Here is a 1,400-nt window from a genome sequence, read left to right as displayed (position 1 = left end):
TAGCATCGCTGCCTGATCACGCCCGCGTCTCTCGCCGGATGGTTACCTCAAGGCCACATCAGACAGAGGCTTACCTCTCTTGTGTCCGGGAAAGACAAGATCACCGGCAGAGAGGTCTCGGAGGGGTTTCATTTCCTGAAGGATAGCCATGGCATCGGCCGACAATGGCACGCGATGTTGTCGGCCAGCTTTCATCTTGTGGTCAGGGATGGTCCAGATTTGGGCTGCTATATCAATTTCAGACCAGACTGCGCTCCTTACTTCTCCAGACGGGGCAGCGGTCAAGCAGCAGAAGCGCACGGCCTTGGCTGCAATGCCCTCCGATGCACACAGGGCGATAATAACCGGTGCTATATCCTTCCATCCTATTGCCTTGTGGTGTTGAACCTTCATCAGTTTCGAAGGTGGCGGCAGGGTGGCGGAGAGATGGCCGCGCCATCGTGCCGGGTTTTCGCCCTCACGCCAGCCCTGTGCTCGGGCGTAGTCAAGAATACGTTCAACCCTGCCTCGAAGTCGTCCCGCTGTTTCTGTCTTTTCTGTCCATATTGGACGGAGGGCCCCAATTAAGTCCTGAGTGTCGATGTTGCGCACGGCCTTCTTACCTAACACTGGAAAGACGTGCTGCGAAAGAGAGCCTGTCCATGTTGCTGTTGCTTTCTGGTCTTTCCAGCCGGGGGCCTGATTCCTGAATGTAGCGGGCAGCCACCTCACTCGAAAGTGACGCCGATTTCCAGTTTTCGGGCAGCCTTCTCCTTCTCCCGCTCAATGATTGGATCAAGGCCACTTTTTATCTGGCGGCGGCAATCGGAAGCATGGGAGCGGGCATCAGATAGAGAAAGATCGGCAGCACTCCCAAGGCTCCTCTGTCTTCGTGTACCTGTCACAGGAGATTTGAAGCGTAATTCCCACAAACGAGAGCCACCTGACACCGCAAGCCATAGTCCCCCTCCGTCGCATAGATCTCCACTCTTATGGCGAGAGATATGCAGGGCGGTTAACTGGTTGGGTGGGAGTCGGCTCATAGTGTTTACCCCTCTTGTTACCCCCCTTCCGCCATCAGTTGATAAAATCCAACTTAAACAATGACATTATAAGCAATGTGTGCCGATTCGTGTTTCGCGTGTGCCACTAGCTGATTTTAATAATGGCCTCTTTAGCCAGCCGCTTCAGCTCAACTGCTCGCGTATATCGCTCGACCTCAGATAGCGTTTTATGCCCTGTGATAGAGGCGATTTGATGCGTCGTGCATTCCGCCTCAGCCAAAAGCCGTGCAGCTGCTTTTCGAAGCCCATGTGGGCTGCACCTCTTAGGCTCAAGATCTATTAATTTATTGAACTGAGCGAGAGGCTATGATTCACAGGCTTACCAATGGAGGGTGGCCTGTGAGTGATGTGTTTATG

3 protein-coding genes are annotated in these 1,400 nt (G+C 53.7%); all 3 read right to left on the bottom strand.

Annotated elements, in window-relative coordinates; genetic code table 11:
- Positions 1 to 42 precede the first annotated feature (42 nt).
- The 3 genes from Abin_RS12345 to Abin_RS12340 all read right to left on the bottom strand — a co-directional run bounded on the left by Abin_RS12345 (position 43) and on the right by Abin_RS12340 (position 1,323).
- The gene (locus Abin_RS12345) at positions 43 to 711 is read right to left on the bottom strand and encodes a tyrosine-type recombinase/integrase (RefSeq protein ID WP_258027428.1); all 669 of its coding nucleotides are present in this window, start codon (positions 709 to 711) and stop codon (positions 43 to 45) included.
- On the bottom strand, positions 708 to 1,022 hold the full coding sequence (locus Abin_RS15925; protein ID WP_255319445.1) for an Arm DNA-binding domain-containing protein: 315 nt from the start codon (positions 1,020 to 1,022) through the stop codon (positions 708 to 710). The genes Abin_RS12345 and Abin_RS15925 overlap by 4 nt, the downstream gene beginning before the upstream one ends.
- Positions 1,023 to 1,128: 106 nt before the next feature.
- Entirely contained in the window at positions 1,129 to 1,323 is a 195-nt protein-coding gene (locus Abin_RS12340) for a tyrosine-type recombinase/integrase (RefSeq protein WP_084593628.1), read from the bottom strand.
- Between the last annotated feature and the right edge of the window lie 77 nt (positions 1,324 to 1,400).

This window comes from Acetobacter indonesiensis (genome assembly GCF_000963945.1).
Taxonomy (GTDB): domain Bacteria; phylum Pseudomonadota; class Alphaproteobacteria; order Acetobacterales; family Acetobacteraceae; genus Acetobacter; species Acetobacter indonesiensis.
Note: the sequence above shows the minus strand (reverse complement) of the source record. Positions and strands in the feature narration are given on the sequence as shown.

Coding starts and splice junctions, on each gene's coding strand:
- Abin_RS15925 (WP_255319445.1), bottom strand. CDS start 1,022: ATGAGCCGACTCCCACCCAACCAGTTAACCGCCCTGCATATCTCTCGC.